General features: G+C 53.5%; 21 protein-coding genes and 2 pseudogenes. 13 read left to right on the forward strand and 10 right to left on the reverse strand.

What is annotated here, in order from left to right; all coding sequences use genetic code 11:
- Window positions 1–27 precede the first annotated feature (27 nt).
- From AC0L3S_RS33490 to AC0L3S_RS33500, 3 genes are read left to right on the forward strand one after another with little or no spacing between them, the layout of a single operon-like run.
- A complete protein-coding gene (locus AC0L3S_RS33490) occupies window positions 28–1,242 on the forward strand; it encodes a GumK N-terminal domain-containing glycosyltransferase (protein WP_473283987.1) in 1,215 nt (404 codons plus the stop codon).
- Between the two features lie 13 nt (window positions 1,243–1,255).
- A complete protein-coding gene (locus AC0L3S_RS33495; RefSeq protein ID WP_473283989.1) occupies window positions 1,256–2,164 on the forward strand; it encodes a glycosyltransferase family 2 protein in 909 nt (302 codons plus the stop codon).
- Complete coding sequence (locus tag AC0L3S_RS33500; RefSeq protein ID WP_473283991.1) at window positions 2,165–3,121, forward strand: glycosyltransferase family 2 protein; 957 nt, start codon at window positions 2,165–2,167, stop codon at window positions 3,119–3,121.
- Here the strand turns inward: AC0L3S_RS33500 and AC0L3S_RS33505 are convergent.
- Both AC0L3S_RS33505 and AC0L3S_RS33510 read right to left on the reverse strand, forming a co-directional pair.
- Window positions 3,118–3,537, reverse strand: coding sequence for an FkbM family methyltransferase (locus AC0L3S_RS33505; RefSeq protein WP_473283993.1), 420 nt, complete (start codon window positions 3,535–3,537; stop codon window positions 3,118–3,120). The genes AC0L3S_RS33500 and AC0L3S_RS33505 overlap by 4 nt on opposite strands.
- Complete coding sequence (locus AC0L3S_RS33510) at window positions 3,467–4,018, reverse strand: FkbM family methyltransferase (protein ID WP_473283995.1); 552 nt, start codon at window positions 4,016–4,018, stop codon at window positions 3,467–3,469. Before AC0L3S_RS33510 ends, AC0L3S_RS33505 begins: the two co-directional genes overlap by 71 nt.
- Window positions 4,019–4,222: 204 nt before the next feature.
- On the opposite strand from AC0L3S_RS33510, the gene AC0L3S_RS33515 reads away from it, so the two are divergent.
- Complete coding sequence (locus AC0L3S_RS33515; protein ID WP_473283997.1) at window positions 4,223–4,981, forward strand: glycosyltransferase family 25 protein; 759 nt, start codon at window positions 4,223–4,225, stop codon at window positions 4,979–4,981.
- Between the two features lie 13 nt (window positions 4,982–4,994).
- A complete protein-coding gene (locus AC0L3S_RS33520; RefSeq protein ID WP_473283999.1) occupies window positions 4,995–5,504 on the forward strand; it encodes a serine O-acetyltransferase in 510 nt (169 codons plus the stop codon).
- Between the two features lie 499 nt (window positions 5,505–6,003).
- Here the strand turns inward: AC0L3S_RS33520 and AC0L3S_RS33525 are convergent, their stop codons facing one another.
- Window positions 6,004–7,485, reverse strand: coding sequence for a flippase (locus AC0L3S_RS33525; RefSeq protein ID WP_473284001.1), 1,482 nt, complete (start codon window positions 7,483–7,485; stop codon window positions 6,004–6,006).
- Window positions 7,486–7,894: 409 nt separating this feature from the next.
- Between AC0L3S_RS33525 and rfbC the strand changes: the two genes are divergently transcribed.
- From rfbC to rfbA, 4 genes are read left to right on the forward strand one after another with little or no spacing between them, the layout of a single operon-like run.
- Window positions 7,895–8,452 carry a dTDP-4-dehydrorhamnose 3,5-epimerase gene (gene rfbC / locus AC0L3S_RS33530; protein ID WP_473284026.1) on the forward strand — a complete coding sequence of 186 codons (558 nt, stop codon included), beginning with the start codon at window positions 7,895–7,897 and terminating at the stop codon, window positions 8,450–8,452.
- Between the two features lie 10 nt (window positions 8,453–8,462).
- Entirely contained in the window at window positions 8,463–9,512 is a 1,050-nt protein-coding gene (gene rfbB / locus AC0L3S_RS33535) for a dTDP-glucose 4,6-dehydratase (RefSeq protein WP_473284003.1), read from the forward strand.
- Between the two features lie 7 nt (window positions 9,513–9,519).
- Window positions 9,520–10,407 carry a dTDP-4-dehydrorhamnose reductase gene (gene rfbD, locus AC0L3S_RS33540; RefSeq protein WP_473284005.1) on the forward strand — a complete coding sequence of 296 codons (888 nt, stop codon included), beginning with the start codon at window positions 9,520–9,522 and terminating at the stop codon, window positions 10,405–10,407.
- A 14-nt stretch (window positions 10,408–10,421) separates the two neighbouring features.
- Complete coding sequence (rfbA, locus tag AC0L3S_RS33545; RefSeq protein ID WP_473284007.1) at window positions 10,422–11,291, forward strand: glucose-1-phosphate thymidylyltransferase RfbA; 870 nt, start codon at window positions 10,422–10,424, stop codon at window positions 11,289–11,291.
- Between the two features lie 118 nt (window positions 11,292–11,409).
- Here rfbA and AC0L3S_RS33550 read toward each other — a convergent pair whose 3' ends face one another.
- The gene (locus AC0L3S_RS33550) at window positions 11,410–11,847 is read right to left on the reverse strand and encodes a hypothetical protein (protein WP_473284009.1); all 438 of its coding nucleotides are present in this window, start codon (window positions 11,845–11,847) and stop codon (window positions 11,410–11,412) included.
- Between the two features lie 157 nt (window positions 11,848–12,004).
- Window positions 12,005–13,567 (reverse strand): VPLPA-CTERM-specific exosortase XrtD, encoded by a 1,563-nt coding sequence (gene xrtD, locus AC0L3S_RS33555; RefSeq protein WP_473284010.1) that lies wholly within the window; start codon window positions 13,565–13,567, stop codon window positions 12,005–12,007.
- Window positions 13,568–13,758: 191 nt separating this feature from the next.
- On the opposite strand from xrtD, the gene AC0L3S_RS33560 reads away from it, so the two are divergent.
- Both AC0L3S_RS33560 and AC0L3S_RS33565 read left to right on the forward strand, forming a co-directional pair.
- Complete coding sequence (locus tag AC0L3S_RS33560; protein WP_473284012.1) at window positions 13,759–16,140, forward strand: tetratricopeptide repeat protein; 2,382 nt, start codon at window positions 13,759–13,761, stop codon at window positions 16,138–16,140.
- Window positions 16,141–16,878: 738 nt separating this feature from the next.
- On the forward strand, window positions 16,879–17,121 hold the full coding sequence (locus tag AC0L3S_RS33565) for a hypothetical protein (RefSeq protein WP_473284014.1): 243 nt from the start codon (window positions 16,879–16,881) through the stop codon (window positions 17,119–17,121).
- Between the two features lie 574 nt (window positions 17,122–17,695).
- Here the strand turns inward: AC0L3S_RS33565 and AC0L3S_RS33570 are convergent.
- From AC0L3S_RS33570 to AC0L3S_RS33585, 4 genes are all read right to left on the reverse strand, one after another.
- The gene (locus AC0L3S_RS33570; RefSeq protein ID WP_473284016.1) at window positions 17,696–19,486 is read right to left on the reverse strand and encodes a glycoside hydrolase family 5 protein; all 1,791 of its coding nucleotides are present in this window, start codon (window positions 19,484–19,486) and stop codon (window positions 17,696–17,698) included.
- 367 nt (window positions 19,487–19,853) lie between these two features.
- Entirely contained in the window at window positions 19,854–20,606 is a 753-nt protein-coding gene (locus AC0L3S_RS33575; protein ID WP_473284018.1) for a class I SAM-dependent methyltransferase, read from the reverse strand.
- Between the two features lie 184 nt (window positions 20,607–20,790).
- Window positions 20,791–21,756: a glycosyltransferase gene (locus AC0L3S_RS33580; RefSeq protein ID WP_473284020.1), complete on the reverse strand. Its 966-nt coding sequence runs from the start codon at window positions 21,754–21,756 to the stop codon at window positions 20,791–20,793.
- An 81-nt stretch (window positions 21,757–21,837) separates the two neighbouring features.
- Window positions 21,838–22,836, reverse strand: coding sequence for a glycosyltransferase (locus AC0L3S_RS33585; RefSeq protein WP_473284022.1), 999 nt, complete (start codon window positions 22,834–22,836; stop codon window positions 21,838–21,840).
- 160 nt (window positions 22,837–22,996) lie between these two features.
- On the opposite strand from AC0L3S_RS33585, the gene AC0L3S_RS33590 reads away from it, so the two are divergent.
- Window positions 22,997–24,115, forward strand: a complete 1,119-nt coding sequence (locus tag AC0L3S_RS33590; protein WP_473284024.1) for an acyltransferase family protein — start codon at window positions 22,997–22,999, stop codon at window positions 24,113–24,115.
- Between the two features lie 83 nt (window positions 24,116–24,198).
- A pseudogene (locus AC0L3S_RS33595) lies at window positions 24,199–24,345 on the forward strand (integrase core domain-containing protein); the annotation flags it as partial.
- A 158-nt stretch (window positions 24,346–24,503) separates the two neighbouring features.
- On the opposite strand, the pseudogene AC0L3S_RS33600 reads toward AC0L3S_RS33595, so the two are convergent.
- A pseudogene (locus tag AC0L3S_RS33600) lies at window positions 24,504–25,134 on the reverse strand (Ig-like domain-containing protein); the annotation flags it as partial.

Here is a 25,134-nt window from a genome sequence, read left to right on the forward strand (position 1 = left end):
GTTGGGGCGCTTGAGGGAAGTACTGCCATGGCGTCTAACGGCTCGGCGGCGGACCGTGAAGCTCAGCGGCGACCGTCTTTTGTGATCATTTCCGGCTATCAGGATTATCGATCGCGGCGGAAGGTTGATCTGCATTTCATTGCAGACGAGCTAAGCAAGAAGGGTCCGGTCGGCTTTGTATCGCTTCGCTTTAGTTATTTGAGCCGACTGAAAGTCGATCCGCGTCACAGCCTCTGGGAGGTCGCTAACAAGAAGGAGGTCGTTGATGGGATCGACTGCTATTTGTGGCGCACCCCGGTCCATCCGTTTCGCTTACCCAAGTCGTTGGCGCTGGTTGAAGCAGCGACCTTCGCGGTCTATTCAAAATATTTGCCGGGCGACGTGCGCCAAATGGTGGAGCAAGCCGATACGGCATTTCTTGAAAGCGGAATAGCTATCGTTTTTGCCCCTTTGTTGAGGCGGCTCAATCCCAAGATCAAGATTGTGTATCTTGCGTCCGACTCGCTGGATGCAATCGGTCAGGCGGACGCAATCAAAAGTGCGTTGGTCAGACACGCGCACTTGATCGACTATGCGCGGGTGCCATCGCCGTTGTTGGTCCGCGGCATCCCTGCAGAGATCCCCTGTCGTTACATCCCGCACGGCATCGACAAGGCCCGTTTTGCGAGTATCGGTCCGTCGCCGTTTGAACCGCATAGCCTGAATGCGGTTTCCGTCGGGTCGATGCTGTTTGATCCCGAGTTTTTTGAAATCGCGGGCCGGTTGTTTCCGGATATTCGGTTCCATGTGATTGGGAGCGGCCATGACGGTCCCGCTCCTCGCAACGTCCAATTCTATCCGGAGATGCCTTTCGAGACGACGCTGCCGTATCTGAAACATAGCTCGTTCGCCGTCGCGCCCTATGGAGATGGTGTCGACGACTATTTGACGCACACTTCGATGAAGCTGATGCAGTATAATTACTTAGGTGTCCCCGCTGTGTGTCCAAAGGTTGTCGCTGGCATTGGACTTGGTCGGTCTGGGTATACCGCCAAAGATGCTGCGTCGATCAAGTCTGCGATCGAATGTGCGCTGCGGGGCCGCGGCTTCAGCCCCCAGAAACAGCTGGACTGGAGCGAGGTCACGGAGCTTCTATTAAGTGAGGGCGAGACCAGCCTGCTCAGAAGGGCAACCTTTGATGCTCCCTTAAGTGCCTCGTCATGCGGAGGCCTCGTTCCTGTCAATGATGGCCACTTACAATAAAGAATAATCTGAAATGGAGCCCTTAGTAACAGTCGTCATTCCGTGCCGCGACCGTCCAAAACTTCTTCGGCGAGCAATCCAGTCGGTTCTTGATCAGACCATCGAGGATCTCGAGATTGTCGTTGTCGATGATGGATCTACGGTCGATCTCGGGCTTGCCGGGTACGCCTCAAGCCTGAGGGTGGTTCGGAATGCGGTCGCTGCGGGAGCGCAGCGTTCGCGCTTGATCGGCTCTCAGGCCGCTCGTGGACGGTATGTCGCGCTGCTTGATAGCGACGATTGGTGGCGCAAGGATAAGCTCGAAAAACAGATTGAACTCGCAAAACGCAATGCAAGGACGTTTGTTTCCAGTCGCGTGATGGTCGCAAACGGTAGCCTGCGACGGATCGCTCCCTGGCGCCCCTTATCGCCCGGCGAAAGGATCGAAGATTTTCTCTACGTCAAGCGGGGGATGCTGCAGTCCAGCACCGTGCTGGCAGAGAAAAGTGTTCTGGTCTCTCTCCTGGAGCAAAGCGCAGGCTATAACGTTCATAACGATACGATGCTGTTTCTGGAAGCCCAGCGACAGGAATTGGACATAATTCAGCTCGCAGAACCGCTGTCTTTCTTTGACGACAATCCCAGGGCAGATCGTATTTCATACGACCAGTCCCGGGTGACTGCGTCGTTAAACTGGTTCAATCAGGTCTCCGGTGATTGGTCCAGCGAAGCCAGAAAAGGTTTCATTTTGATGGATATGGTGACCCGCTACGTAAATACCGGGCAACGCTCCAAGGCGTTCACCTGTTTGCTGAGTGCTTTTCATCCCAAGCTGTCGCCAAAGCTTTTCGTCAGACAAGTTGCATATGTTGTATTTAATGGATCGCCAATGCGTTTTTTCAGACGGCCGGAAAGAGCGCCTGTTCCTAAAACATTGACCTAGATGAACCAGAGATCCGACGGTCTTGGGACCGTGTCAGTCATTATGCCGACATGGAATTCTGCGCGGACGATTGACCGCGCAATCGATAGTGTCGTTGCTCAGAGCTACGTCGATTGGAAGCTTGTCGTTGTGGACGATGCGTCATCGGACGCCACGGTTGCTCACGTTCGCGCGCGCCAAGGTGATCTGGGCGAAAAGATCGTGCTGGTCTCCTGCGCGGAAAACCAGGGGCCGGCAGCGGCTCGCAATGCGGGTTTGTCAGCGAGCACCGGCCAGTGGATTGCGGTCCTCGATGCTGATGACGCCTGGCAGCCTGACCGTCTTAGAACTCTCCTGGTCAAGGCCTATGCAGAATCGGCGGATGCGATTTGCGACAACCTTGTTGGCTTCGATGATCATCTTCGAACGACGACTGAACCGTTGTACCGGCAGTTGCCGCCGTGGCTCGACATTGCAGCGGCTGTAGCTCCGACATATGCGGGCAGCTTCAGTCTCGGTTATCTCAAGCCCATCGTACGTCGTGAATTTGTTCAGAAGCATCACATCCGTTACGATGAAGCGCTTCGCACCGGTGAGGATCTCCTCTACCTTCTGAACCTTTTGGCCAAGGGCGCTCGGATACAGTGCCTGGACACGCCTCTCTACGTCTATACATTGCAAGTTGGAACTTTCAGCCGCAAGCTCTCGCGAAGTACGAACTCCGCGCCCCGTGACTTAGAAATCGCCCAAGCGCTCCGGTGTTTCTTGAACGATCATGAGAGCCAACTAACAACGTCGGAGCGCGAGGCAATCGGCGAACGGATCGCCTACTTGGATTATATTGCGCCTGTCGCCAGGTTTCGGCATGCCCGACTGCAAGGAGAGTGGCTAGCCGCCTCCGGGCTATTTTTAAAGAATGCGGCCGTGCGAACGCAGCTCTGGAAGGCGGTCACGGAACGAATCGGTTTTCGCCGCTAGACAGTTCCCTTGCGCAGCGCGCAAATCATAGCATTGATCGACGGATTCTTCGGATCGATGCGCTGTGCGACAACCGGAAACCCGGTAAGGAGATTTTTGATTGAAATCTGTCGCGCGAATGTAAAAAAATGATCGTAACCCGCGTCTTGCAAAAGATTCATGGAGGATCGCCCGGCTTCGCCTGACAGCGCTTCAAATAGGAGAACCGGGCCGTCTCGGGCGATGATGAGAGCGGCGCCTTGAAGGACCTCGAGCTCATGGCCCTCCACATCTATCTTGATCAGCGCCACACGGTGCTGCTCGCCCGTCTCCAGGACGATATTCTCGAGGGTATCGGTTTGTATATCAACTGTATGTCGGCCATACAGCGTCGTGCCCCAATCTCGACCAGCCCAGCATGCCGGACTCCGCGACATTAAGCTTAGCCGTTCCCCTGCCGTTGGAAGCCGCCATGCATATGCTCGCGACACGCGGGCTACGCGCCATCTCGACGTTCGCCTTCAGGGCAAAGAACGTGGCGGGATTAGCCTCGATGGCTAGTGTCGTGGCAAAGTAGGGCGCATATCTCGTCGCATAGAGACCGATGTTGGCGCCAACATCGATGAACACGCCTTTAAAATCGCGCGCAAATCCGATAAGCGAAAGTGGATCAGCAAGAAGCTGATCGACAGCGTCAAATTGCGTCAGCTCAAAACTTCCGGTGGCAATTATGCGTTGCCCAATCAGATCTCGGACTGGCACCACCATCGGACTTGTAAAGATCCCACCGTTGGCGGCGCGGGTGAGTATCATACGGCCAACTCGATAAGCTACGCCGTCGGCAACGAGGTGCCAGAATTTACGACGGCGAGACCCTACCCCGACCAAATGACCTGGCTGTTCAACCTGCATTGCCATCGTCAGCCCTTTTTAAAAAAGCGACGTCATCACAACTGTGCAGATGTCAGAAGCATAGATGCTACCTCAATTAGGATCAATAAAATGAGCTAAGCGCAGACAATGGAAAATTCGGAGCTGTGGCGATTGCCTATCTGTCGAGCAGTGCTAGCATCGATGAAAATATGCCATAATGGCGTAACGTCTTTCGCCGCGTGTAGGTGAATGGAGCATTCTTTGCGAACTGCAATCTATGTCATTAGCCTGAAGACGTCTGTTGACCGGCGGGAGACGTTTGCGCGTTACTGCGCTACAGCTGATGCTCCGCCTTGGGAGTTCTTTGATGCTCACACTGTCATGAGCCCGGAGCTCCACTATGCAGAGAGGGATGCCATCATCGCCAAAGGGCGAGCTCTCTACCCAAGAGAATTGGCTTGCTACTCAAGCCACTACGCGACATGGTCGAAAATGTTGCGAGAGGGAGTTGATCAAGTCTTGGTTCTTGAAGATGACGTGGTAATGGATTGGGAATTTGTAAAGGAGCTATGCTCTGAAAACTTGCGGAGCCGGAGCATCCATTACCTAAAACTCTTTAACAAGAATATCACGCCCTATCGCCTTCTGAGCGATAAGTTTTATCGCCGATCATTGATCGACTGTCGAGGCTTTGCGCATGGCATGCAGGCCTACATGCTGACGAGGGAGGGGGCTGAGCGCTTCCTGTCAATTTGCAAAAGAGTAAGGCGGCCCATTGATGATGAAATGGACAGAACTTGGGCCCACGGAATTCCAAACCTGGCGGTCTTTCCGTTCCCTGCTTTTGAGCGCCACGGTAACTCAACAATAGGGATGGTTCGCTACGAGCGGCACAGCGTCCCAAAAAATCTGATGTTCCAGAGAAACTCGTTGCGACTAGCAGAAAAGCTTCGCAGAGGTCGCCAGAAGATTACGGGATTCGGTCTCATCGACTCCATTCAGCTCTAATCAGATTTAAGACATGAATATCATCGTCGAAGATTTCATTCAGCACCGGAAAGATCCGTTCGCGTGGGGATTTTGGGCGCTCCTAATTTATCGCCTTGGATCTGCCCGCACGAGGTTCAAGAACCCACTTATTCGAAAGCCATGGGGCGCCGTGCATAAGCTCGCAGCCAAATTTGCCGAACTTGCTTTTGGAATTTCAATCGGAATCAACGTGAAAATTGGACGTCGATTTACAATTGAGCATTTCGGAGAAATCATAATACACAATGACGTTATCATTGGGGATGATGTAGTTATTCGTCAAGGCGTAACTTTGGGAAACAGAAGACTATCCGCGCCACTCGACGCTCCCACCGTAGGATCGCGGGTCAACATAGGAGCTGGAGCAAAAATCTTGGGCAAGGTGGTCATTGGCGATGATGTCAGTATCGGTGCTAACGCCGTAGTACTCATCGACATTCCTAGTAACAGTATTGCAGTCGGAGTTCCCGCGGTCGTAAAGCAGAGAAGTGAGCACTGTTAAACACGTGGCGCGGCCTTCACCGACAACGCCACCTCGGCTTGAACAACCAAAGGTTTGAATTGTGCCGCTCTCGCCGGCTTACAGGATAACAAAGTGGACAGCTTATCGTCGTTAAAGCTAACGATCTCGCGCAGTTTCTTGTGAAGTGCTGATCGCTGGGTTGCTTGAAGTGATATACTCGGTGGAGTCATGAGCCGCCAACATCTTGGCAGCCGCCATTTTACGAAAACGCTCCGTTGCGTGGCTCTAGACTTAGAGCGACGGCGATGGTCGGGGTTCAAATTTTCAGTTAGCCTCAAGACTTATACATCCGACGATGCCATGAGCTCGTCAAAGGCGAGTATCCGTGAAAAACAGAGCACCTCGGGGGGGGCCGACGTCGCCCTGAAGCTCGTTACGGGCAGCTAGGTTCAATTGAACTTTGGGCCGACACGCAATTCGTCAGGAAGTTTTCTGTAAATCGAAGTTTGATTCACATCATTAGACCGACAGGGCAATCTTAAAGAGGGTTGAAGATTCGTTTGAAGGGGCGAATGGCCCTTCCAATGGTAAGTTGGAAGAGAGATCTCAAGTCGTCAGCCATCAGAAGCGCGGCGGTTGTTGCTATTCCGCCGACGACCGTAGCGCAAAAGAAAGCCGCCAAAACATTCGACTCAGTTATCGTCGAAACGATTGCGGCTCCCACTAGCAGCGGGAAAGGAAGGGCCATTCGAAGTAGGATATACTTCGGTATTCGAGCGATCCATAGCAAACAGGCGGCATCAGCAGCACACCGCATACTCCATGCGACAGCGGCGCCTTTGATGCCAAATAGGGAGGTCAACGCCCATAGTACAAGGATAAAGGGGACCAGCTCCAGGACATGGAACTTCCCCGTGACATCAGGGCGGCCTTGGCTCTGCAGCAATCCGAACGGTACGAATGCAAGGCCATTGATCCAGGCCCCGAAGAACAGGATTTGAGCCACCGGCGTCGCGACAGAAGCAAAGTCGGGGCCAATCCAAAATCTTAAAAAAACTGGCGTAAGTATAATTGCAGGTGCGCAAATGGCGGCATAACCATGTGCAAGAGACAGCAATGATCGAGACGCTAAGCGGACCGCCTCGTCCGAGCTTACGCTCGACAGGCGTGGAAACAGCGTGCGCGACAGTGCGCCAGCAAAAACTTGACTCCGCAGAATGAGATTCATCGGCACAGAGTAATGAGTGACAGATGCGACGCCCAATATTGAACCGATCAAGAATTGGTCGGCCGAGGTTAGAATTGGAGCAACAACGCCAGAAACACTTATCCAGCCCCCATAGTTGAGCAGCTCTCTTGCTCTTTGTTTATCAAACGAGCGGAGCGATAGCGGGCCCTCCTCCCGATAGACCGCAATTATGATGACGAAGACTGTGAGCGCACGCACCGCTACAGCAGTGGGAATAACAACTGGTAGGGATGGTCCGACAAAAATTGCAACCATCACCGGCACGACCTGACCCAAACTGCCGCCGCAGACCTGAAGTAGATTTGCCAAGAGGAACCGCTCTCGAGACTCGAGAGTTCCTATGCCGACGCCCGACACGAGTGCCAGCGGAAAAAGCGCGACGATCCAAGGAAAGGCCTGGGCGATCTCTGGCTTAAGCTCTTCCGGGACGGCCAGGACATGTTGCAACAAATAGCCGCCGAATACTGCAAGACATAAGCTACCAATCGCGCCTAGGGCGAGGTTCAACACTAGTGTCGTGACCAGTACTCGAGATCGCTCGTGGTGAGGCGCGTCACGAAGCCTCGCTAAAGCATTAGCGGCAGCGCGAGATAGCCCTAAGTCCAGAAATCCAAAATAACCGAGCAGAACCCAAACGATGGAAAGCACACCATATCGTGCGTCTCCGATATGACGGACATAAAGAGGAACGGTCACCAAGGAAATCGCGAGAGGCACCATGGCGCCAATGACGTTGATCGCAAAGTTCGTCTTGAGTGTACCGCTACGCATGTGATCGGTTAAGTACTGATAGAGCCAATTTCAACGCTGCGACCTGTACAAACTGAGGTGAGAAATGAGAGCGCAGCATCCTGTCGCGTTCGCGTATAACAAACGCAAGCGCTCGGTTCAACCGATTAAAGGGACAATAGGGCGGATACGCGTCGGCGCCTTGCAGCGAAGCAACGAACAAGAACCGCGCCAATCTCTTACGACGGTAGGGCGCCGCCTGCAACTCCTCAATCTTATCGTAGTGTGATCATATTCTAATCTACATGTCGGTATCGTGGGCAATTTCCGCCCCCGTGGCTGATGCCGCAACTCTGAGAAAGATTGACGTCATTGACGGAATGTCCCTGCGAGGCGATATTCTAGGTGGCCCAAGAAAAGGCAATAACCTTGCGAGAATAGAGCTATGAAGATGAAACCGCTGGGAATCGCAGACGTCTTGTTGGTGACCCCAACGAAGCACAGTGACGCGCGTGGCTTCTTTTCGGAAACGTTCAGAGCCGACAGCTTCGACAGCGTCGGGCTAAAGGTAGTGTTTATCCAAGACAACCACGCGTTCTCCTCTCCGAAGTGGGTGCTTCGCGGTTTACATTTTCAAGCTCCGCCTCACGCGCAAGGCAAACTGGTAAGATGCTCGCGCGGGGCCATTCTGGATGTGTGCGTTGACATTCGGCAGGGCTCTCCCACCTACGGTCGTCACGTTTCCGTGGAGCTCTCTGCAAAGAATTGGCATCAATTGTGGGTTCCCCCTGGTTTTGCGCACGGCTACGTCACTTTGGAGGAAGACTGCGAGGTCATGTACAAGACAACTGCCTACTACGCGCCAAATTCGGAGGGAGGCATTGCGTGGAACGATCCGGATTTGAAGATTGATTGGCGCGCTCCGTCCGATTGCTTGGTCCTGTCAGAAAAGGATAGGAGCTACCCCCGTCTATCCGAGTCTGTTCCAGTTTTTCAATTTGTCGGCTAGCGAGATCGAGATGCGGATACTCATTACTGGCGGCGCGGGCTTCATCGGTTCAACGGTATGTCGTCATTTCGTGCTCGATCTAGGTCACGAAGTGCTTGTTTTGGATAAGCTGACTTATGCGGGAAATCTTCATTCGCTTGAGCCAGTTGCGAACGACGGCAAATACGCGTTCGAGAAACAAGATATTTGCGACGCAAGCGCGGTCGACGAAGTGTTTATGCAGTATCGCCCTGACGCCGTCATCCACCTAGCGGCAGAGAGCCACGTCGACCGCTCGATTTCAGGATCAGATGTCTTCGTAAAGACAAACGTTCTGGGCACGTTCACTTTGCTTGAGGCCGCGCGCAAATATCTCGCCGGGACTCGCAAGCCTTTTGATCAATTTCGCTTTCTTCATGTCTCAACAGATGAAGTCTATGGTTCCCTTGGGGAAGATGGTTTGTTTGCGGAGACGACGCCTTACGATCCGAGTTCGCCATATTCAGCCACCAAGGCGGCCTCAGATCATTTGGCTAAAGCATGGCAAAGGACGTACGGACTACCGGTCGTCGTGTCCAATTGCTCAAACAACTACGGTCCCTACCAGTTTCCCGAAAAACTTATTCCACTCGTAATCCTCAACGCATTGGATGGAAAGCCGCTGCCGGTCTACGGGGACGGATCGAATGTCCGGGATTGGCTGTTTGTCGAAGACCATGCGCGAGCGCTGGGAATGATCCTCGAGAAGGGAACGCCGGGACATACCTATAACGTAGGTGGCCGAAACGAACGAAGCAACATTGAAGTGGTGCGCCAGATTTGCTCCTGGATGGATCGCTTACGTCCTTCATCGACATCGTGCCACGAACTAATTTCCTTCGTTTCCGACCGCCCAGGCCATGACAAGCGTTATGCAATTGACGCAACGAAGTTGGAAACAGATCTGGGATGGCGAGCGCAAGAAACGTTCGAGACCGGAATCGAGAAGACGGTTCGGTGGTATTTGGACCGCCCGGATTGGTGGGAACCCCTGCGGGATAGAATTTATAGCGGCGAGAGACTGGGTCTGCTGAAAGTCTAGGTGAAAAATGCGGCTTTACGTTATTGGCGGCGAGGGCCAGGTGTCGCGTGCCTTGAGGGAAGCCGCAGCGCTCAGGCCTGGAATTGTCTTGGGATGGGGAAGTCGGCCAGAGGTGGATTTGCTTCGCCCCAAATCGATTGAGAAAGCTCTCGCAGAATTTCGACCCGATGTTGTCATTAATCCGGCCGCGTATACCGCGGTCGACAAGGCCGAGCTGGAACCAGATGTGGCTTTTGCGATCAATCGGGATGGTGCTCAAGCGGTCGCGGCCGCTGCCGCAACCAGAAATATCCCAATTATACACTTTTCAACTGATTACGTTTTCGACGGCACAAAGCAGGCGCCCTATTCCGAGAATGACTCGACCTGCCCAAAATGTGTCTATGGTCAGTCGAAATTGGAGGGCGAAATTGCCGTGGCGGCCGCAAACCCGCACCATGTCATCTTGAGGACATCTTGGGTCTATGCCCCGTTTGGCACAAACTTTGTACGCACTATTCTCCGGTTAATGTCAGAGCGGGACCACCTGCGAATAGTGAACGATCAAATTGGGTGCCCGACCTATGCGCCTGATATCGCCACGGCCACGATCGCGATCGCTGAGATGATAAGAAGCGGGCCTTGGCGATTCGAATTTGAAGGGATTACACACCTTGCGGGTCCTGACGCGCTAACCTGGTACGCGTTCGCAGAACGTATCTCTTCTGGAGCATCCCAGCGGGGTCTGCGTTCGGTCCCGATTAAGCCTATCACCACATCTGAATATCCAACGCCGGCGGTGAGACCAGCCAATTCCCGGCTTTCGAGTGCAAAGCTAGCAGATCTATTCGGCATTCGTTTGCCGCCGCTGGATGGGTCGCTGTCGGATTGTCTGCAACGCTTGCTAACAGCTTGAATCGGAGAGTGACCTTGAAAGGCATCATTTTGGCGGGTGGGAGTGGAACGCGTCTCTATCCGATGACGCTCGTGACCTCCAAGCAGCTCATGCCGGTCTATGACAAGCCGATGATCTACTATCCGCTGACCACGCTAATGCTTGCTGGCATTCGGGAAATACTGATCATCTCAACCCCGCAGGATACACCGCTCTTTCAATCGCTGCTCGGTGACGGAAACCGCTGGGGGCTTTCACTTTCATACGCGGTGCAACCGAAACCGGAAGGCTTGGCGCAGGCCTTCATCATTGGTGCCAAATTTGTTCAGGGGAATCCTTCTGCGCTAATCCTCGGCGATAATATTTTCTACGGACACGGCCTGCCCGATTTGCTGACTAATGCGGCTAAGCGCGCGATTGGCGCAACGGTTTTCGCATATCACGTTTCGGACCCCGAACGGTATGGCGTGGTTTCATTTGATGAACACGACCGTGCTACTGCAATTGAAGAAAAGCCGGCGCAGCCCAAGTCAAACTTCGCGGTGACGGGGTTGTACTTCTACGACCACGAAGTTTGCGATCTTGCTGCGACTATTCACCCATCCCCGCGGGGCGAGCTTGAGATCACGGACCTCAATCGCATCTACCTAGAGAGGCGCCAACTCACTGTCGAGCGAATGGGACGCGGCTTCGCGTGGTTGGACACGGGCACTCCCGCTAGCCTTCTTGAAGCGACTGAGTTTGTTGCCACCATACAACGGCGACAGGGCTTTCGAATAGCTTGTCCCGAAGAAATCGCGTTCAATCAAGGCTATATAACGCGGGACGAATTGCTAGGACTCGGAGTCGACCTAGGGAAAAGTGACTACGCTCACTATGTCCGGGAACTCGCCAGCATGGGTTAATTGCAGCTGTCTTGTTCGACCACGATTCGAGCAACGGAGTCAGAGGGCGGTATCCCCAAATACGCACCGTGCAGTGTTGATGGGGATCTGCCCTCAGGAAGACAGACAGATGTCAACCTTAGCTATTGAATGCCAGGACCTTGGGCTTGCGCCGTGCGATTAGAACGCCAGCAAAGCTGATCAAGGCTAGCCCAAACAGGTAGGATGACGCCGGCAAGGGAACGGGCGAAAGAGACAGGGTCACAGTCGGAAAACCGCCAACCGTGTTGGATATGTTGAAAGTTGAGGCTGTCGTAAAGCTCGTGTTGATCGAAATAACCTCACTGAGGCTTCCTGATCCGGTCAAGGTACCGCCGAGTGCCGTGGTGAAAGGCAAAAGGCTGACCAACAGATTCCCACCCCCGTTAGTCACAGAGAGATTTGACAAGGTAAAGGAACCGCCTGGTGCGGTCGTGTATGAGAATACGAATTCTTCACTCAAAGTTGCGGCAGAGGCGGCACCCGCAGACACGATCGTGATCGCGAGGGCGGCAAGAATTCTATTGAGAGCCCGCATTGTCTCCACTCCTACAACCGTTAAACGAGTCAGCAGCAAATCATTAATCGATTGTAACCTAAACACTCTCTAAACAGAAGCTCGTTTTTTAACCATTGGGGGACGCGAGAATCCAATGTTGATTCAGTGATTTAGGGGCATACGGCAGGTGGCTAAATTAAGGCATTCGACCGGGGACAAATGCAGGCATTACGCTCATGGTCTGGGCAATTAGCTGTGCCGCTCTCAAATCCGCGGCATGTTCGCCGCCGCCATCAAGAGGTGCTACGACCCGAACCAGGGCGCCGTCCGACCGGTCATCGAGCAACATATCGCGAAGGGCGTAGTACTTAAGCTGGGATTCTTCCGCGATCTGGCGGCCGCGCTCCTCAAACCAATAATAAACGATCTGCCTAATTCCCTGCTTTTCGATCACGATGCGATTGACTCGAATCGAACGATCCTCGCTGAGGGACATGGAGACAATCGAGTGATTTATGATATTCCAGCCGCCCCCCGGTATGCATAGTTGAGGGCTATGGGCGTGGACGCCGCCCCTCTGCGAAGCATAGTAAGCAATGTAGAAGTTTAGAGGCGCGGTATCTCCTTCGCTCGACGTGTAATCTGCGAGCAAATAGTCGGTCGCGCTGAGAGCATTTTGGAATTCACGGTCGAGTGGCTTGGCCGCGCCGCGCCATCCGGCCAACTGCATTGGAAAAATCACGAATGGCCGACGTTCCGGGATAATTTCGGAACGAGCAGGGATAGCCGCCAACGAGAGGGTTCCCGAAACTAGCAGCGTCCCTGCAACGAGCGACGCCCGGTGAACTGGCCAGGAAAACAGTTGATGAACGCCTCTGACCAGTCCAGAGGTACTAATGCTAACGAAGCGGCCTCGATGCGGCCCCAGCCGAAATAAAATCCAGACTTCGAGGAACAGAACGATCAAGCACATCAAGAATACCGCAAACCCCTCGAGTGCGTGAGATGTGCCGCCGGTCGTATCGATACCAAGTTGCTCCAGAAGTATCGCAATCATCGCGATCCGAATTGCATTCAGGATGATTGCAATCGGGATGCTGGAAAAGAGAAGAATGGCTTTTTTCCAGAATCGATCCTCAATCAGCATTGAAAGAAAAAATGCGAAGCTAATCAGCGGAAACAAATAGCGCAGTCCACTGCAGGCTTCCGCCACCTCTAGTCTCGCAGACGGCAGAACAATGATATTTCCGTCGAGAAAGCCGGGAATCCCGGAGAGTGAGATGAGAGCCATCCCGAGTTTCGAAGAGAGAAGCTGCATGTCGGCTGAGATGGAGATGTACAGCGCGACCGGAACCGGGACCATGAAAAAAAGATAGAGCAGCGGAGCCGCTAGCCGCTTCATTGATTGCGTGCCAAACGAAGCCCAGACGAATCCAATGAGACTAGTCAAAGCGGCGTAAAGGGCTGCTGTGTAACTGCCGGTTGCCCAGCCAAACGCCGCTAAACCAAGCGACGAGACGATGATCGCGATTCCCGGTTTTTGCGACCCGCACCGAGATACATTCCGGAGGCGATCCAGAAAGACGAACGAGCCGAGTGGCAAGATAAACCACGCGTGACTATACTCTTCTTGGCTCCATACAGCGAACAGAGGCGAAAGTGAAGGCCATGCGCCTGCTAGCAAGACGGCCCCGACGCAGAGTGCGAGCAGACCACCAAAGTTTTGGCCGTCAGTGCCTTCGTGATGAATTGCTTCCATGATCAGCCGGCTAAACCCTGTGACAGGCCTCGTGATCGGTTTTGTCGAAATCGTCCCTTTTCGATATCACTCGAGCGCTAGAAATCAAAGGGCTTGCAAAGCGATATCGCCTCAAATGACAAGGCAGTGTAGTATTAGGTGGCTTCTGCGACCAGCTCAACCGGTTTCTCCGAGAGATCTATAGGACTTCAATGCGACGTTGGCTCCTTTGCGGTGTGCTTATTTCTTTGTCATGCTGTGGTAAACCTGCAGATCCCAAAAGTGCGACTGCCGCCCTCGAGAACGCGAGCAAGCAGTTCGGAGCTGGGAATGTTGACGCTGCCAAGACCGAAGTAGAAACAGCCCTCAAAGCCGATGCCGGAATGAGTGAAGCTCATTTTTTGGCAGCTCAAATTGCAGAACGACAGAACGACCTTCAGAAGGCGCTCAATGAATACGTGAAGGCGGATGCTGCAGGGCCGGGAACGAGCAAGGCTCGTCTGGCCGCTGCGGCACTATTGCTTAGAGCGCGCTCCTACGACCTGGCTTCAGAGTGGATCGCAAAATGTCTTGCGGATCGGCCGAGCGATCGAGCAATGAGGTCCTATCGCGCCCTTCTGGCGCAGCGTCAGGGTGATTTCAGTAAAGCGCGCGCAGATGCCGAGGCGGTCCTGACTGAGGATCGCAATGATGTGGTCGCGAACGCAGTTCTTGCGGAGCAGGCGCTGCGACGCAGGGACCTATCTGGAGCGCTGGCTAAGATCGACGCTGGCCTATCCAAGGATCGGTCGGATAGAGCGCTCCTGATTTTGAAGGCTGACGCTTTCTCGGAACAGCAGCGTTTCGAAAGCGCTATCGAAATATATCGGGCGCTTGTCGATGCTGATCCAACTGCGCCCGAATATCGGAGCGGGCTCGCTGAGCTGATTGTAAAGAGCTCGGGAGTCGATCAAGGTGAACAGGTTCTTCGTGATGGGGTCGCTGCCGCTCCTGACAGTGTGGACATGCGCCTGCAACTGATCTCATTTCTGGAGCGACATCGAACCGCAGCTTCCGTAGAAGAAGAGCTTATATCGTCGACCAAGCGAGCGCCGCAAATGGCGATCTATGACATTGCCCTGGCCGATCATTATAACAAAAGCGGTCAGTACCAAGCTGCTAAGCAAACTCTTCAAGACACGATCAAGCGAGTGGGGTCAGAGTCTGCGAAAACCTCAGCCCAATTAGCTCTTGCCCGTCTTTTGCTGGGCCATGAAGAACTGCCGGCCGCTCAAGCCATCCTTGATGCCTTGTCGAAGACCAAGCCCGAAGATGATGAGATTCTTGCTGTTCGTGGGCAGCTGAAGCTGAAGACTTTTGATTCGAGCTCAGCAGTCCAGGACTTTCTAACGCTCGCAGCACATCAGCCGGGCAATGCGAATGCTTACCTGTTGTTGACCGATGCCTATCTGGCGGAAGCGCGATACAAGGATTCTATTGCGGCGCTTCGTCGCGTCATGGTGCTTCGACCAACCGACCTCGCGCTGGTCGCGCGGATCGTGGATGTTGCGGCAGGCTTTGGCGACTTCTTGGCCGCTAGCCGGGCCGTCGATGATTTTTTGGGACGAAATCCAGATTCCCTCGAGGCACGAGCGCTGAGAGTGCGGGTTGCGGTTGCAGGCAAAGATTGGACCACGGCAGCAACGCAGATGATTAATGCTCGTTCGCTCCCGGGCTCCGAGCGGATAGCAATTCGTTTGGATGCCGAAATCAAAGAGGCGCTCAAGGATTACCCCGCCGCCTCCGAACGCTATGGTCGCCTGATTTTTTGGGGGGAGAGCCCGGCATTCGATGGAAATGCAGCCCAATCATTCGTTCGTGCGTCCATATTGGCTGGGCAAGCCGTTTCTGCTCTGGATGAGTTCACGAGAATGCAACAGAGAATTTCGCAGGGCGATCAGCCTGGCTATAAGCTTCTATTGGCGCAACTCTATGATAGCTCGCATCAGCCGAAACAAGCTGACGCCCTCGTAGCAGAAGCAATCGCACAGAATCCAAGGTCGGTGGCGCCCTATGTGCAACAGGCACAGGCGCTTGCCCGAAGAAACCAAATCAACGACGCTTTGGCTTTTTTGCAACGAGGGCTGGATGCTGACGCTCCAAATGAACCATTGCTGTTTGCGCGAGCTCAGATCCAGAGATCGGCGGGGCAGGTCGACGAAGCAATCGAAACTTATCGCGAGCTATTGCGAGTGAACCCGAGGTCGATCGTCGGGGCTAATGAGTTTGCGAATTTGCTGGTCGACCGGCGACCGAAAGATCTTGAGATGCTGCGGCAGGCGCGAGATCTCGTCGAAAAGAATGCCACTGTGAAGAACCAGGCGATCGTCGATACCATTGCCTGGCTGAGCTATCGTCTGGGCGACTATCAGAAAGCAAAGGATCTGCTTGGCCAAGCAAATATCGAACAGTCTTCAGATCCGTTGTTGAAGTTTCACTATGGAGCCGTTCTGATCGCAACGGGTGAGCCCCTGAAAGGGCGAAAGATGGTCGAAGAAACGCTGACGCAAAATTATCCGGGACGCGATGAAGCCAATAGGTTGGTGGAACGCTAGGGTCAGGAACGGTCCGGCTGGTCAGGTCGCTGATGCGTGCCGTTCTCACTGATTGTCCGTACGGTGGTGTTGCGGTGTTTTCGAAAGCGACGCAGTGGTAACCGCTGGATCAGTTTTCGATAAGGGTCCAGAATGACGCTTATTAGTTTTTGAAAAGGGGGGAGGGAATCGAGCACGAGTGCATCTCGCGGGAGCCGATAAAGGTTCGCGATCGAGAATGGCTTTTCCTGGAGTTGAGACACTCTAAGCGCGACCCACCCCGAGAACGATAAGGTGCGCCCAATCCCGATTGCCGTTCTTCCCCGTCTGGTGAGAGTGACGCCTTCATGTGAAGGACCGCTCAGCCGGACAATCAAGCCGAGCTGCAACGCTTGTTCCAGTCCCACCAGTGCGGGCTGTCGAGTCTCCTTCCAATACAAAGTTCCGCCAGCGTCGCGAAGCTTCGTTAAAAGCTCGAGCACAGCTGGATCTGTGAGAGAAGGCTCTTTGTTCTTCGGGGTGGCAGGAGCCCGTAGACGCCTGCGCCAAAGCGACCTTTGATCGTGAAGAAAGCGCCCGAAACCCAAGTTAGGGACCCTACGAGGGGGTGAGTTTGATCGCAAATCCTGCCCCTTCACAATAACCGGTAAGGGGCTTTGAACTCCAACCGGTAAGGGGCTTTGAACTGCGACTTCAGGTTTTGGAACCATGAAGGCTGCTTCTTGGCGGGCGGCGAGCCGTCTGATCTCGGATGTAACCATGTACATCGAGCCGTTCTTTTCGGCGGCGTCCTTTATTGTGCGTGCCGCGGCAGCGATATCGGGCGTTCCGTACTCGGATTTCGGTGTTCGATTGATCAGCCACTTTAGTGCATCGCGCAGCGTTTCAATCTGGCTCCCATCAGACAGCCTGATTGGCTCATCGAAGCGTCGCGACCAGTGGGGAGGCGGGTTCATCCTGCTGACTTGGATCCGTACACGCCATACAAACGAACGAAGCTAAGTCCGGAAAAGAGACGGCATTGTCTCGAATTCACGAGCTCCTCGCTAATAGTACCCACCGCTAATACAGGCTCCGAAGCGGCCATGAAAGAGGGGCGGAGCACTAACGTTAACAGCCTTCGGTTGCTGCGCGAGGTGCTATGGGACACAAGCGAAATGCCAAAACCGCAAAAGGCCGATGGCGGTTGCACCCAAGCAGGTCAGGCCGGCGAGCAATGCTGTACCAACGTAAACGCGACGCGTCCATGGCTGGCGCTCGTACACCCCGGGATAAGGCATACGAACGGGCGCTTGGTCGAGTTCATCATTGGCCACGGAAAAACCTGCAGCGATTGGTCTTGAATATGAGACCTCTCATAGCATGCGCAGGAAAATCTGCAGCAGAAGCATCGTGTTAGGCTTAACTTCGGTCCGCCACCGCGGATCTGGCCTTTTGCGAAGGTTAAACTGACCACATTGGTATTAGCGCTGCCTTAGAGGGAGGCCGCTCCAGCCGATGAACCGACCCCCCAAAGCTATTTGTTTCGCAGCTCGGTCTGTTGCGTTAGTCCAACGCCTCTCAGAGCTTCTGAACGCTATCGCGGCACGTACTCCTTGAGCGTACGAAGCTGAACTGGTTCTGGTCCGTTAGGGAACGGCCGTGGCTCTCCGAGGTACATGTAACTGTCCGGCCACCACGGGCCGTTGGCCCAATAGGTAAGTCCAATATAACCGCCACCTCCCGAGGACGTGGTCGCAGCTCGCCAGTGATCGAGGAGACCTTTTGCTTCGATCGTGCAAACATCATTCGCAGCCCAACCGACTTCGCCGATTATGCCTTGGAATCCATATTTTTGAAGCCACGTCGTGAAGGGATCGAGGCGGGTCGCCCCAGAGCCCGGAACGCAGGTTGGAGACGTCCCTGATCCATCGCCGTCGAGATATTGGTGCGCCTCAAACGCGAAATTGTTGTCCGGATCGTAAGCCTTCAGCATGTGCTCAGCATTTCCGCTTGAGGCCCATGTCCAGGCGCCATCCCAGGCCGTACCTTGAAAGATGATCTTGTTGGTCGCCCCCGTGGCTCGGATTGCGGCTGCGATCGCATTGCTGCTTTTGACCCACTCCAGGGCAGTCTGCTTGTTGGGTTCGTTCATCAGATCGAACCAGACAAAAGAATTGCCTTTGTAGCGTGCAGCGATCTGTGACCATAGATCGGCAAGTCGAGAATTTGAAATTCCAATCTGGCCTGGCAGTCCGGTAGAAGTGGATTCATCAAGATAGTAAGTGCCGTAGTTGTGCATTTCCAAAAGACAAATCACGTGATTGGCTGCGCAATCGTTCATGACTTGATCCAACGGCCGCATCGTGGCTTCGTTTAATTTTGAGGAAGATCTCGCTTGGATGTTTTGAAATAAGAAAGGCACACGGATCATCCGGAATCCTTGTGCTGCCGCCCACGCGATACGGTCCCTCCCGGGGTAGGCGTATTTGAAGTTGAGAGCCCCAACACCAAATTCTCCAGACGATTGGTTTACGCCAATCATTGGTGATACGGGTGGCACGGAAAGCGTCCCCAGTCTCACTCCTGCTCGAGGGACATCAATTTCGCCGACCTCGTTATTGCTGATCGTGAGAATGTAGTCCTTGTTCGCTTGGACTGAGCCCGCGGTCATCGTAAACTTGAAGGGGAAGACCGCTTTCGGTCCGAACGTAAGATTTCCGGATCGCTGATCATAGGCGATGTCAGATTTGAGCGCGTTGGCGATCGACTTGTGTAATCCAACGACAAAGTCAGGATCCTCCGCAGTACTTGCGGCGTCGACTCCGACTCGGATCGTAGTTGGCGAGGTCAGCGCGTAGTTAGTTAGGTCAATCTCAAAAGTAACTCTGTCAGGGCCAACGATACTCGGCAGAGAGCGCAATATCGACCAACGCGCATTTGACGGGGAAGATTGGTTTGGGGGGGCTCCCATTTGCCGTTGAGCAGTAGAAGCTGTACTCGGATAGGTGATCCACTTTGACGTCACCGCATGGCCGCTTTCGACGGGAGCTCCATTCGAAGGGACACTCGACAGAATCCAGTCGACCTGAAGCTGCTTTCCTTGCGCCCATGGCGCATCGTCACCAATCTCGGGAATATTTGTCAGCGTAACGCTTTGGCTTATTGGGATGCCGTATGTCCCAGCACTTAACGTGATCTCGACTTGCTGCGCATTTACTTGTGCATAATTAAGACCAGGAACGGCAGCGATTGCTGCCTTGACCGCAGTTGGGAAGTCGGGGGTTAGATAGGCGGCACCGTGGTTGCTGTTTTGAATTCGGATCTTTTGTCCTCCGATCGCGTCATTAACCTCGATTGTGTTGACGACCGCGTCACCTTGATTCAACAACGTCGTCGGCCACGAATTAGTAAGACGCACCACGCTCGTCGATTGAACTGCGGTTGCTTTCGAAATACTGTTTTCCTCGCGTCTTTTCGCCCACAGTGTTTGGGGGGTCCCGTGAGAGGCGACCTGAGCGGTAAGGGGCGTCTGTGGGGCTGCGGTCGCCGTCAGTGCAGCAAATATGGCTACCGCGCGGATACCGAAAACTGCCTGTCGGTTGGTTATTGTCTTCCCAAGGCGCATGCGCGTTCAACCAACTTCGCTGTGAATTTAGGGCTGGTGCAAGCCAAAGAACATGCAAACAGTACGAAACAGCATTTTGCGTTCCGGGCGCATCTGAGCGAAGGCGTGTCGGCAAGATTAAAAGTAACTATTTACAAGAAACACCTACCAGGACACGTATGTCGTTTTTTGCACAAGCCGCTTCTAGTCGGGGCTCAGCCCACCCTAGGTCCTCGACAGTATATCCTTTGCTCTCTAGGAGCTGCCGAACTTCAGAGGTCGGCGCGCCCAAGAAACCATGAGTTTCTACCGCAACCGCCCTTGGGCAAATAAGCATTTCGCGCAAGATGTGAACTTCAGCTCCCTCACAGTCCAACTCAAGAATATCGCACTCGGGCAGTTCGATAGCCGGAATGGTATTGCGAGCAACGTCGGATCCGTAAACGCCGATATTCTGACCAACGACCGCGTGAACGATGTTTAGCCTATCAGCGACGCAATTCAGTATGGCTGTTCGACGGACTGTATCAACGCCCGCGAGATTGCCTTCATAACATGTTACCTCTCCTTCTTTGCCCACCAGCTGCGCTGCAATAGTGGCAGTAACGCCAACTCCTCCTCCTACAACGATAATTTTGTCGCCAACCTTTGCATTCTTTCTTAGCGCCGAGACTAATCCGTATTCGTAGTCAGGAATGTCGAACGGCATATATAGGCGCGAAGTAATTAGAGAATCTCCCAATCTTCGAAACGATCCGATCGAAACTGGAATACCAGCGTACAGCACGTGCCCATTGGTGGGTAGAACCGGTCGAATAACATTCTTGTAGAAGTAGGAGAACATTCTCCATGCGACACCACGCATGCCGCTCTGTTGATAGATCGCTAGGATAGGCGTCATTTTTGCCACTTTGACTGACTGGGTACTATGTGCACTCAATAACAACACGCAGGTTTCTGCAACCTCGCTCTGGGTTCCCCGGTGAGGTTATGCGATATTTCGAGGTTCTGCTGCATGAATGCCGCCCAGCAGCCTTCGAGCGGTCACTGTAACTTCTTGATGCCACCTCGCTCTCGCGCATTACTTACCGGATGATTTCGAGGGCGTCTCGTGCAAGGCCGGCCAAAGTAAAATGCCAAAGGCTATGCGGAAGGTACCCACCCGCCATAAACAATCGCGCAAGCTTGGCAACTTTGCTGAGCTTCCCGACAGCGGAGTAAATATCCCGACGTTGCTCGGAAATTTCGGCGAATTTGCGATATCTATTAGCCGCATCATTTCGGCCAAGGCCTCGGAGAATCTCTTCGCGGCTTTTCGCGCCCTGAAAAAGGGCGTCGAACTCGTCGAAGCGATTCATAAGTTTCCTTCTAATGTTTGAATTCGAAGCATTGGCACCATAGGCGTTTGAATCGTGCTGGCGGTAATTTGCTAGAACGCTTTCATCGAAAATCACCTTCCCTAGAGCGAGCGCCAGGAAGATGAAGAATTGATCGTGAGCCATCGGCTTGTCAGGTGCGCCTTGATCAATCGACGTCGGCCAAAAATGCGAATGGGTGAGCAGCGATCGCCTCATCACTTGTACGAATCCCACGCAGAAAGCGAACGGCCATACGTCAACATATGTAAGGCATCCCGGGGGAAGTTGTGAGAAAACACTTCCTAGTTCCTCGCCCTCCTGGTTGATGAGGCCGACCTTGTGTCCACAAAGTAGCACGCTACGATCACGGAAATACTCTGCCTGCCTCGCTAGCTTGTCGGGGTGCCAAACGTCATCCTGATCGGAGAAAGCCACCAGGTCTCCTTCGCAGAGATTTGCGCATTTCATGAAGTTAGCGCGGAAGCCTAGGTTCTGCTCATTCCGTATGACGCGAACAGTAAATGGAGCGCGACCGGCAAACTTCTTCAGGATCTCGATCGAACCGTCTCCTGAGCCGTCGTCGCAGATGACCAATTCGTGCGGACGCATCGACTGGGAAGCAATGCTATCCAATTGATGTTGCAGAAATTTTTCGCCATTATAAGTGCACATGGCGATCGAAACCTTTAGCATTCTTTCCCGCCTTGAAGAGAACTCGATACGATCTTGCGTGGAGTGTGAGTTCAACGAGCCGAACAGTTAAGGCGTCCGAATCTAGGGCGATGGGAGCGAAGCCGGACGTGTCCCTATCAAGTCGGCTAGAAGGCCGCTGATATTTCCCGCGGATAAGTAGTCGCCTTTAAGGAATAGCGAAATCGAAATAAGCACGCGCTTTCCAGCGTCATTATAATCGTTGCTTCGCTGCAGATTCACAACGCGTTTCTTTCGATGGAGCGCAGCGATTGCTAGCTCAACGCGATCTAAATCAACATGAGCCAATCGATTTAGCTGTGACTCCAGGCCATCCAGGCCAGCCGGATCGAGCACATGGGCAACAAGCCTGTCGAGATCAGAAATAGGCCAGATCGCGTCATCCAGTGCCCGTATCATTTTCTTTAGGCGCGAGCGTTCCGTAAAGATAAGGCCGGATGTATTCCCGCCATGTATGCGGTGAAGGATAAGCGGCTCTTGCACGAAGCCTTGAAGACCGAGAACGGCTGCGATCAGGCAAAGCCAGCCATCATGCGACTTTTCATCGCCCGGCAAGGGCCAGCCGATGAGGTCAACAAGTTCCTTCCGGTAGGCCAGTGCACATCCCTTGAGGTTGAAGGAAGGGGGAATGCGACTGCTGGCAAGCGCAGAAAAATATGATGGAATGAGAACCTGGCTCGTATTGCTTGTCGTGATCGTAAGATCGTGAGTCAGAAGTAATTTGCCCGTCGCACTGAAGGCATTCACGACGGTGGATATCTTAGACGGTAGCCAAACGTCATCCTGGTCGCTGAGGAAAACGAAGTCGTCTAGGCATTCGCGCATAAGGGACAAGAAGTTGGCAGCGTAGCCTAGGCGCTGTGGCTGTCGTCTCAGGATTATCTCGACGGAAGATGATCGGCGGATGCGCTCGATGATCGCGACGGTATCGTCCAAAGATCCATCATCGGAAATCACGATCTTGTCCGGTTTAAGTGCTTGTTTCTGGATGCTCTCGATCTGCTCTTCAACAAATTTGGCGCCGTTATAGGTCGCCATCAGCACTGAGATCGTTGCCATCATCGCCACTCAACTGTCGTAAATTGTCTCCTGATTGTTAGCTTTAGAGCGGACATTTGCAACATTAAGCGGGCCTGTTTCCTAGAAATTGGACTCCGGGTTGCAATTTCGGCATAAAATCAGGCCCATTGACTCGTCGTCGGCGCGAGGATTGAAGTGCGAGATGTTGTTGCGGGAGGCGGATCCGATCGACTTTACTGATCCTATCGTATCTTCCGAGCATTATCACCTTTTAGTTTGGCACGACTTGTACATGCAGTTGGCAGGGCATCACCGAAATAATTTTGGCCTTTTGCGACTTCTATTTGCGTTTTGCGTCTTAGTCTCGCACTCGTTTGAGCTAATCGACGGAGATCGTTCGCGTGAGCCATTGACGCGCCTTTTTGGCACCATTTCACTTGGCGACCTCGGAGTGGATGGTTTCTTTTTAGTCAGCGGCTTTTTAATAGCCAAAAGCTATGAAAACTCGAGTTCAATCGCTTCATATCTTCGGAAGCGTGTGCTGCGGATCTATCCGGGCTTCACGGTCGCTTACGCGATTTGTGTAGTTGTCGTCGGTCCGCTTGCAGGAGCTGAGATGGCAGGGCTGCGAGGCCTCGGGTGGGTCAAGCAGGTGGGGCATCTCCTGATGTTGGCGCCGCCATATCTTCCTGAAGCATTTTCCGCTTTGCCGTATCCCAAGCTCAATGGATCGATGTGGACGATCGGATATGAATTTAGGTGTTATCTTTTGGTATGTGTCCTCGGACCACTTGCGGTCTTGTGCAATCCAAAAATTCTGATCCCAAGTGTCCTTATTCTTTTGGTTGCGTCGGCGCTTCTCAGCTTGCCGACAATTCCATTCGGGTCGCCTACGAATCTTTTTGGACAGCCTTCGGCCACGCTTCGGTTTACCGCAATATTCCTTACGGGCACTGCCTTCTATGTCTTGCGAAACCGAATTGCCTACCAAAAGAAAGCAGCGCTAATCGTCGCGCCGATATTGTTGCTTGCTATGACCTACAAGCAGCTGGAAGAGATCCTCACTCCGATCCTGGGCGGTTATTTGATTTTTTGGTTTGCCTCCTTGGAGGACACTCCTCGCCTTAATCAGATCAACAATGAAAAGAACGACTTGTCTTATGGACTCTATCTATATGCATGGCCCGTGCAAAACCTTGCTATCATGTACATCCCTGGAATCACGCCAATGCTCTTGATTGGGTTGACGACGGTAATAGCCGGTGCGGGCGCCTGGTTGAGCTGGCATTTTGTTGAGCGCCCCAGCCTTTCATTCAAATGATCCCGAGGACTTGTCTCTGTATCTCTGCAAAATTGCTGGCGTCTCTGTATGCGATCACTCACGACAGTCATGTGTTTTGACTGACCAGCAACGTCATTCTGGGCCGACCAGAGTCGTGTCGGCACTATATCGCTCCCGACAAACCCATGCAGAACGCCTTCATCGAGAGCTTCCACGGTCGCCAGCGGGATGAGCTGTTGAACGAGACGCTGTTCACGTCGCTGGCCCACGTCCTCGATATTGAGCGCCTATCAAGCTCTGACCGCTTAGCACTCGAGCGCTGACAAGAAGGCGCGGTCTACGACCCAGTTCACGAGCCGGCAACAGTTAATCGTTGCGGCTTTCCCCGATGTGCAGGGACGAAAGAAAACGTTTCCGACGATGGACCTCATGCTATCAATATTCCCGCCGCGGAATGCGTGGCAATGATGTTCGAAATCGGAACCCCAATTGTTCCGTCGCCATTGAGGTCTTGGTGGAAAACAGTCTCAAAGGCTTGCAGGGATGTGCTGGTTGAGTTTGCTCCCGAGAGCAGGTCTTTAATGTAGTTGCCGTTGGTATCCGTGCTCCAGATGTTGTAGAGGCCTGAAGCGGTATTCTTCCAAGCCGCATCGTAGCCACCTGACACTGCTTCCGCGCCGACGGGTGTCCAGCTGGCAACCTGGCCGACGGTAAGGTTGGCGCCATGAAATTTGAGCACGGGGCCGCTATCGCTGCCCACTGGGGCCAGAAGAAAGTTATCTCCCACCTGTAAAAAGCTGGTCGAGCCAGAAGCGTCGATGGTTTTTGCTACAGTTCCAGCCGTGCCAGTCGTGCTCATCGTAGTCGTGCTAATCGTAGCCGCGGTAATCGGGGTCGTGGTAATCGAGCCAATCGTTCCGTCGCCATTGAGGTCTTGGTGGAAAACAGTCTCAAAGGCTTGCAGGGATGTGTTGGTTGGGTTTGCTCCCGAGAGCAGGTCTTTAATGTAGTTGCCGTTGGTATCAGTGCTCCAGATGTTGTAGAGGCCTGAAGCGGTA

Source organism: Bradyrhizobium sp. Ken01, from assembly GCF_055807355.1.

Excerpts from the sequence above, each read along its gene's own strand:
- AC0L3S_RS33490 (WP_473283987.1), top strand. The coding sequence starts at position 28 with ATGGCGTCTAACGGCTCGGCGGCGGACCGTGAAGCTCAGCGGCGACCG.
- AC0L3S_RS33495 (WP_473283989.1), top strand. The coding sequence starts at position 1,256 with ATGGAGCCCTTAGTAACAGTCGTCATTCCGTGCCGCGACCGTCCAAAA.
- AC0L3S_RS33500 (WP_473283991.1), top strand. The coding sequence starts at position 2,165 with ATGAACCAGAGATCCGACGGTCTTGGGACCGTGTCAGTCATTATGCCG.
- AC0L3S_RS33505 (WP_473283993.1), bottom strand. The coding sequence starts at position 3,537 with ATGTCGCGGAGTCCGGCATGCTGGGCTGGTCGAGATTGGGGCACGACG.
- AC0L3S_RS33510 (WP_473283995.1), bottom strand. The coding sequence starts at position 4,018 with ATGGCAATGCAGGTTGAACAGCCAGGTCATTTGGTCGGGGTAGGGTCT.
- AC0L3S_RS33515 (WP_473283997.1), top strand. The coding sequence starts at position 4,223 with ATGGAGCATTCTTTGCGAACTGCAATCTATGTCATTAGCCTGAAGACG.
- AC0L3S_RS33520 (WP_473283999.1), top strand. The coding sequence starts at position 4,995 with ATGAATATCATCGTCGAAGATTTCATTCAGCACCGGAAAGATCCGTTC.
- AC0L3S_RS33525 (WP_473284001.1), bottom strand. The coding sequence starts at position 7,485 with ATGCGTAGCGGTACACTCAAGACGAACTTTGCGATCAACGTCATTGGC.
- rfbC (WP_473284026.1), top strand. The coding sequence starts at position 7,895 with ATGAAACCGCTGGGAATCGCAGACGTCTTGTTGGTGACCCCAACGAAG.
- rfbB (WP_473284003.1), top strand. The coding sequence starts at position 8,463 with ATGCGGATACTCATTACTGGCGGCGCGGGCTTCATCGGTTCAACGGTA.
- rfbD (WP_473284005.1), top strand. The coding sequence starts at position 9,520 with ATGCGGCTTTACGTTATTGGCGGCGAGGGCCAGGTGTCGCGTGCCTTG.
- AC0L3S_RS33550 (WP_473284009.1), bottom strand. The coding sequence starts at position 11,847 with ATGCGGGCTCTCAATAGAATTCTTGCCGCCCTCGCGATCACGATCGTG.
- xrtD (WP_473284010.1), bottom strand. The coding sequence starts at position 13,567 with ATGGAAGCAATTCATCACGAAGGCACTGACGGCCAAAACTTTGGTGGT.
- AC0L3S_RS33560 (WP_473284012.1), top strand. The coding sequence starts at position 13,759 with ATGCGACGTTGGCTCCTTTGCGGTGTGCTTATTTCTTTGTCATGCTGT.
- AC0L3S_RS33565 (WP_473284014.1), top strand. The coding sequence starts at position 16,879 with ATGTACATCGAGCCGTTCTTTTCGGCGGCGTCCTTTATTGTGCGTGCC.
- AC0L3S_RS33575 (WP_473284018.1), bottom strand. The coding sequence starts at position 20,606 with ATGACGCCTATCCTAGCGATCTATCAACAGAGCGGCATGCGTGGTGTC.
- AC0L3S_RS33580 (WP_473284020.1), bottom strand. The coding sequence starts at position 21,756 with ATGCTAAAGGTTTCGATCGCCATGTGCACTTATAATGGCGAAAAATTT.
- AC0L3S_RS33585 (WP_473284022.1), bottom strand. The coding sequence starts at position 22,836 with ATGATGGCAACGATCTCAGTGCTGATGGCGACCTATAACGGCGCCAAA.
- AC0L3S_RS33590 (WP_473284024.1), top strand. The coding sequence starts at position 22,997 with ATGTTGTTGCGGGAGGCGGATCCGATCGACTTTACTGATCCTATCGTA.